At 54.8% G+C, this 5,325-nt stretch carries 4 protein-coding genes; 1 reads left to right on the forward strand and 3 read right to left on the reverse strand.

The window, feature by feature from the left end:
• From HMPREF9538_RS05065 to queF, 3 genes are all read right to left on the reverse strand, one after another.
• Nucleotides 1–1,277: HAAAP family serine/threonine permease (locus tag HMPREF9538_RS05065; protein ID WP_009486024.1), on the reverse strand; the 1,277-nt coding region annotated here is incomplete at its 3' end.
• A gap of 509 nt (nucleotides 1,278–1,786) precedes the next feature.
• Nucleotides 1,787–3,154 carry a nucleotide 5'-monophosphate nucleosidase PpnN gene (gene ppnN / locus HMPREF9538_RS05060; RefSeq protein ID WP_032457233.1) on the reverse strand — a complete coding sequence of 456 codons (1,368 nt, stop codon included), beginning with the start codon at nucleotides 3,152–3,154 and terminating at the stop codon, nucleotides 1,787–1,789.
• Nucleotides 3,155–3,265: 111 nt separating this feature from the next.
• Nucleotides 3,266–4,111 carry an NADPH-dependent 7-cyano-7-deazaguanine reductase QueF gene (gene queF, locus HMPREF9538_RS05055; protein WP_009486028.1) on the reverse strand — a complete coding sequence of 282 codons (846 nt, stop codon included), beginning with the start codon at nucleotides 4,109–4,111 and terminating at the stop codon, nucleotides 3,266–3,268.
• A 68-nt stretch (nucleotides 4,112–4,179) separates the two neighbouring features.
• Between queF and syd the strand changes: the two genes are divergently transcribed.
• On the forward strand, nucleotides 4,180–4,725 hold the full coding sequence (syd, locus tag HMPREF9538_RS05050; protein ID WP_002915253.1) for a SecY-interacting protein: 546 nt from the start codon (nucleotides 4,180–4,182) through the stop codon (nucleotides 4,723–4,725).
• The last annotated feature ends 600 nt before the right edge of the window (nucleotides 4,726–5,325 follow it).

The raw sequence follows: 5,325 nt of genomic DNA on the forward strand, positions 1-5,325 counted from the left end.
GAGTAGAAGATCGCGGAGATGGCAATCAGGCCCATAATCACCACGAAGACGTTGCTGATATGGCCGCTGTATTTACGCATCGCCGGGACTTTCTGAATCGCGTACATCGGCATCAGGAACAGGATCATCGCGATAATCGGGCCGCCAAGGGTCTCGATCATACCGAGGATGCTCGGGTTCAGGGTTGCCACAATCCAGGTGGTGATCAGCATGAACAGCGCGGTCAGCTTGTTCAGTTTGTTGATTTCAATCGATTTGCCTTTACTGCGCAGGGATTTGATCACCATGCCGTTAAAGCCTTCGCGAGCGCCCAGATAGTGGCCAAGGAAGGATTTGGTGATGGCGATCATCGCGATGATCGGCGCCATCCAGGCAATGATTGGCGCGTTAAAGTGGTTCGCCAGGTAAGACAGAATCGAGATGTTCTGCTCTTTCGCCGCCGCCAGGTCTGCCGGAGAGAGGCTCAGAACGCAGCTGAAGACGAAGAACATCACGGTCAGCACCATCATGATGTGGGCGCGCGCGAGGATACTGGAGCATTTCTTCTCAGCGCCTTCGCCGTACTCTTCACGTTTGGCTACCGCGAAGGAAGAGATGATCGGCGAGTGGTTGAAGGAGAAGACCATCACCGGGATCGCCAGCCACAGGGTCATCAGCAGGCCGTTGCCGGTAACGGAAGCGCCGCTCAGGGAGAGCGTCTCCAGCGCCGCGCCGTTCCACTGCGGGATCAGATACAGAGCCAGCACCATCAGCGCGATAACGAACGGGAACACCAGCACGCTCATCGCTTTCACAATCATCTGCTCGCCGAAACGCACAATGGTCATCATGCCGACAATCAGGATCAGCGACAGAATGGCGCGCGGCGGCGGCGTCATGTGCAGCTGATGCGCCATGAAGGTTTCGACGGTGTTAGTGATCGCCACGCTGTAAACCAGCAGGATCGGGTAGATAGCGAAGAAATAAAGCAGGGTAATCAGCTTACCTGCGCCTACGCCGAAGTGTTCTTCCACTACTTCGGTGATGTCTTCGCCCGGGTTTTTCCCGGAGAGCACGAAGCGGGTCATGCCGCGGTGGGCGAAGAAAGTCATCGGGAAGGCCAGAATCGCCATGATGATCAGGGGGATCATGCCGCCAACGCCGGCGTTGATCGGCAGGAACAAGACGCCTGCGCCAATCGCCGTGCCGTACAGGCCCAGCATCCACATGGTGTCGGTTTTACGCCATCCGCTGCGGGTTTCGCCCGAAACGATGGTGCTGGTTTGAGTGGTTTCCATCTGTATCTCCTGGAGGAATCAACAAAATCTAATGAATAAATACAATTGCGTAACATGAAATTCGTTTAATTACGGTTTTTTTAGAAATTTTCTCCGTAATAATTGGGCCGGAAAGATACATTTATATGGTTTATGCATCAGTGATCGCGATCTCAAATGCAATAATCCACTTTCAATGTGCGTATTTTTAGTCCAACAGCCTGTTTCTGGTGATCAGCCAGCGATTTGTGGCGCGAAGGCTACCATTTGCAGCATATGAGATAAAAGCGGAGCGGCGTAATAACGAGGGATTTACTGTAAAAAAGAGAAGTAGTCGACGTTTTTGCGCTTAAAACCATTTTTTGCAGTGATAATTGTCGCAGTTTTTACCAACGCAAACGTTTGGCTATGTAGAAATAATTCAGATGATTGATTAGTAACAGAAAGGTTTTTAGCGCGTTCTGGAAGTCAGAGGAAGAGAGCCCGCCGGGGGCAGGCGTCAGGCGATGCCCCGGCGGGAGAGGGGGAAATCAGGCGATGATTTCGTAGCAAGGAATATAGGCGGTGCCGCCCGGAAGCTTCATGCGGTGCTGGGCGACGAAGCCCTGCAGCAGATCGTCCATACGGCGCATCATCTCCGGATCGCCGTGCAGTTTGTAAGGACCGTACTGCTCAATGGCCTGGATGCCCACCTCTTTGACGTTCCCCGCGACAATCCCGGAGAAGGCGCGACGCAGGTCGGCGGCCAGCACTTCCACCGGCTGATCCGGGGAGAGTTTGAGGTTGGCCATGTTCTCGTGGGTCGGATCAAACGGCATCTGCAGGTCCGGCGAGATGCGAATCGACCAGTTAAAGCTGTAGGCGTCATCGGTCTCGCGACGGCTCTCTTTCACCAGCGGCATCGCTTTTTTCATCTGCCGCGCCACTTCCGCGGGGTCGTCAATGATGATCCGGTAGTGGCGACGGGCCGATTCGCCCAGGGTATGGGTGATAAACTCGTCCAGTACACGGAAGTAGTCGGCGCTCTCCTTCGGCCCGGTGAGGATCAGCGGCAGCACCTGCGCTTTGTTGTCGGGGTGCATCAGAATACCCAGCAGGTAGAGCAGCTCTTCGGCAGTGCCGACGCCGCCCGGGAAAATAATGATCCCGTGGGCGATACGTACGAAGGCCTCCAGACGCTTTTCGATATCCGGCATGATGATCAGTTCATTGACCAGCGGGTTCGGTGGTTCCGCAGCGATAATGGATGGTTCGGTCATGCCGATAAAGCGGCTGTCTTTGTAGCGCTGCTGCGCATGGCCGACGGCGGCGCCTTTCATCGGCGCCTCCATTGCGCCAGGCCCGCAGCCGGTGCAGATATTCAGTTCCCGCAGGCCCAGCTGCGTACCGACGCGGCGGGCGTAGAGATATTCGTTTTCGTTGATGGAGTGGCCGCCCCAGCAGACGATCATGTTCGGCGCCTCGCCGACGTGCAGCGCGCGGGCGGTGCGCAGGATCGGGAACACCAGGTTAGTGATATGAACCGAACTTTCGAGATCGAGGTTCGGGAAGCGAACGGTATTGTGGATCTGGCCGTAAACAAACAGGATATCGCGCAGCACGGCGAACAGGTTGGCCTGCAGGGAGCGGATAATCCGCCCGTCAACGAAGGCGTCTTCCGGCGGGTTGATCAGTTCCAGCTTCACACCGCGTTCGCGCCGCAGCACGTTAATCTCGAAATTTTCGAAACGGGACAGGAGCTCCTTGCTGTTATCGGTCAGGCTCCCCGAGTTGAGCACAGCAAGCGAGCAGTTGCGAAAGAGTTGGTACAGGTCGCTGCTGGCGGTGCGCTTAAGCATATCCACTTCCAGCTGCGACAGCATATCCATTGAACCAAGCGGGCTAACATGTGTAATCAAGTGAACTCCTTACAGGACGCTTATGGTCTTCCTGTGATTACAATAGCCCTGCGAACGGCGTTTCCACAACCTTGCGCGCGCCTAAACGCACGCAAATTGTGAAATTGTTTATTATTGACGGGCGAGGCGGCCGGTGGCGGGGGAAAAGTCGCCATTGCTGCGCCAGGGGTTGATATCCAGACCGCCGCGTCGCGTATAGCGGGCGTAAACGGAAAGCGATTCCGGCTGGCAGAAACGGAGAATATCGTTAAAGATACGTTCGACGCACTGCTCATGGAATTCGTTATGGTGGCGGAACGAAACCAGATAGCGCAGGAGCTGCTCGCGGTCGATTTTCGCCCCCCGATACTGGATCTGCACCGAGCCCCAGTCCGGCTGATGAGTGATAAGGCAATTAGACTTCAGCAGGTGGCTGACCAGCGTCTCCTCCACGATTTTGCCGCTGGCGGCGCCCTGCAGGTAATCGGCGCTGAACTGATAGTTATTGATCTCGATATCCTGATCGTCGATGCAGGTGCCGTGCAGGCGGGCAATCGGCTGGCCTTCCAGTTCATCCAGGCGGTAGAGCGATACCTTCACCTTCCCCTGCGCGCAGGCGCTGAGATCGCGAGTCAGCGTCTCTGCAACGTCCTGCCAGCTGGCGAAACGGGTCTGGTTAAAGCTGTTGAGATAGAGCTTAAAGCTTTTCGACTCCACCAGATTGAGGCTGGTATCGGGCAGCTCGACGTGGCCGACAGCTACCTGCGGCAGACCTTTGCCGTTCAGCCAGGAGAGTTCGTACAGCGTCCAGATATCGGCGCCGTGAAACGGCAGATTATCGGCATGCAGGCCCAGCGGGTCGCGGTTTAAACTGCGCGGCACGCCCTGCAGCAGCGAGGCGTCATAGGTATCGCGGTAATCGGTTGATTTACCGAGCGTCAGGCCGGCCAGCGCCTGATGATTATCGTAAGAAGACATGTTTCACCATAGTAAAGCGGGTACACTATTGCTCCAGTGTATCCTGTCTAACGTGAAGAGAGAAACCGGTGGACCATCAGACAGCAGAAGCGCTACGCGCTTTTACCCAACGATATTGCGCCGTCTGGCAGCAGCAGCGCCACAGCCTGCCGCGCAGTGAAGAGCTTTACGGCGTCCCGTCGCCTTGCGTTGTCGACACCCAGGGCGAGGCCGTTTTCTGGCAGCCGCAGCCGTTTTCGCTGGCGCAAAATATCAGCGCGGTTGAACGCGCCCTCGACATTGTGGTACAACAGCCGCTTCATTCTTATTATACCACTCAGTTTGCCGGCGATATGTCCGGCCGGTTTGCCGGCGAAACCTTGACGCTGCTGCAGACCTGGAGTGAAGAGGATTTCCAGCGGGTGCAGGAAAATTTAATCGGGCACCTGGTGGTGCAGAAGCGGTTGAAGCTGTCGCCGACGCTGTTTATCGCCACCCTCGAGAGTGAACTGGATGTGATTTCCGTCTGTAATCTCAGCGGCGAGGTAGTCAAAGAGACCCTCGGCACCGCCAAACGCATTACGCTTTCTCCCTCACTTGCGGGTTTCCTCAACCACCTTGAGCCAGTTCTGTAATCCAGTCTGCCAGATCGTTTGTGAGAGATCTCTTACAAAACCTGTAAGAGATCGTCATCATTTAAGGTAAATTTAATCCATACTTTTTTATATAAGCTGTTGGTATTAAATAAGATCTTAATTTTTTCGTCCTTTTGAGTGGGGACTAATCTTAAGAGATTGTCTCAAGAAGGGTTGTAAGAAGGGGCAGAATCAGTGATCCTATGTCTGTCGACAGGACGTCGCGAAATGAAGCGAACATCAGGATGATGGCGCTTCTGCAGGACCCGCCAGGACGGCGTTGCAGGGACAGGCTTCAGGATGAAGCAAGGATAACGCAGGATCGCGTAATGGACACCTCCAGGATGGAGAACGAGAGCCGCTCAGGATGAACGGTGGATCAGGAAGATCGGGACAAACTTATGGATAAGTCATTTCGCATCGGGGTGGTGTGAAAGCAGGATGCACGTGTTTATGGATGAACATGGTCAGGAGACCTCAGGAAAAGTTTTCAAGGACGAGCAGGGAGCACCAATGTAGCGGGACTGCTGCAAAACGAACCGGGGGGGGGGGGGTTTTTTTCACTTTTCCTTTTTTTTTTTTTTTTTTGTTTTTTTTTCT

The organism is Klebsiella sp. MS 92-3 (assembly GCF_000195655.1).
Classification (GTDB): domain Bacteria; phylum Pseudomonadota; class Gammaproteobacteria; order Enterobacterales; family Enterobacteriaceae; genus Klebsiella; species Klebsiella pneumoniae.

Excerpts from the sequence above, each read along its gene's own strand:
- queF (WP_009486028.1), bottom strand. The coding sequence starts at position 4,111 with ATGTCTTCTTACGATAATCATCAGGCGCTGGCCGGCCTGACGCTCGGT.